The following is a 1,386-nucleotide window of genomic DNA, read 5'->3' as shown; positions in this document are numbered from 1 at the left end:
TTTGGTGTGTGACACCCCCATTCGAGATCCCTAGCGTTGATCTCATGACGACATGGACACCGTTCTTCTTCATTGATGTCTTCGCTGAGCGCCCGCTGACCGGTAACCCGCTGGCGCTGGTGCCGGACGCGGACGGATTGACTGTGGACCAGATGCGCGCCATCGCCCGCGAGTTCAACCAATCCGAGACCACCTTCCTGCTCCAGCCCACCCAACCCGGTGCCGCGCGGCGGCTGCGGTCGTTCACTCCGATCGGCGCCGAAGTCGACGGTGCCGGCCACAACGCGCTCGGAGCCTGGCTGTGGCTCGCCGACCAGGGACTGACCGGAGACGAACCGTCACGGACACTGATGCAGGAGATCGGCGCGGACGTGCTGCCGGTCGAGGTCGTCCGCCAGCCCGGGCGAGGTGCCCGGATTGTGATGGAGCAGTCCACACCCGTGTTCGGGCCCGTGGTCGAGGACGCACGTCGCCTCGCTGCCGCACTCGGACTCAGGCCCGAGAACCTTTCACCTGATCAGCCGGCGCAGGTCGTCTCCACAGGAGTTGCCCACTTGCTCGTCCCGCTGGTCGATCGCCCGGCGGTCGACGGCACCGCCGTCGAGCCTCGGGCCTTGGCTGCGATCCTGGCCGAAGCGGGCGCCGAAGGCTGCTACGTCTACACCAGCGCACCCGGAGAGCCCAAGGCGGACGCCTACAGCCGGTTCTTCAATCCCACCGTGGGCATCGTCGAGGATCCGGCCACCGGCACGGCCGCGGGCCCGCTCGCCGCCCAGCTCACTCGTACACAACGGCTCCATGGGGGTCTGGTCGTCATCGAGCAAGGCCATGAGCTCGGGCGGCCCAGCCGGATCCAGGTCGAGGTCAACGGCGACCGGGTACGGATCTCCGGATCCGGGATCGTCACAGGTCGCGGAGAACTCAGGCTCGCATGAAACCGGGAAGGACCACGATGACCGTCGACAATCTCACCTCCACTGACCTGACGCATCTACGCCGCTGCATCGAGCTCGCCACCCAAGCCCTCGAGGCGGGCGACGACCCGTTTGGATCCGTTCTCACCGACGCCGACGGAGCCGTCCTGGCCGAGGACCGCAACCGCGAGGCCACCGCCAATGACCCGACCGCCCACCCCGAGATCGCCCTATCCCGGTGGGCGGCAGCGAACCTCACGCCACGGCAGCGATCAACTGCCACGGTATACACGTCGGGCGAGCACTGCCCGATGTGCTCGGCGGCTCATGCCTGGGTCGGGCTGGGCCGGATCATCTACATCCACTCCGCCGCACAACTCGTCGAGTGGCGCACAGCGCTCGGGCGCCCCGCCTCACCCGTGCGGAGCCTGCCGATCACCGAGATCGCACCCGACATCCCTGTCATAGGGCC

2 protein-coding genes are annotated in these 1,386 nt (G+C 67.8%); both read left to right on the top strand.

All coding sequences use genetic code 11. The features are described from left to right. Positions 1-44: 44 nt before the first annotated feature. On the top strand, positions 45-935 hold the full coding sequence (locus tag ACTWQA_RS58995; protein ID WP_443167497.1) for a PhzF family phenazine biosynthesis protein: 891 nt from the start codon (positions 45-47) through the stop codon (positions 933-935). Between the two features lie 17 nt (positions 936-952). Next, positions 953-1,386, top strand: a 434-nt coding sequence (locus ACTWQA_RS58990; RefSeq protein ID WP_443167496.1) for a nucleoside deaminase, incomplete at its 3' end; no start/stop codon positions are given.

This window comes from Nonomuraea sp. 10N515B (genome assembly GCF_052245915.1).
Classification (GTDB): domain Bacteria; phylum Actinomycetota; class Actinomycetes; order Streptosporangiales; family Streptosporangiaceae; genus Nonomuraea.
The sequence above is the reverse complement of the archived record's forward strand: the minus strand, read 5'-3'. Positions and strand labels throughout refer to the sequence as shown.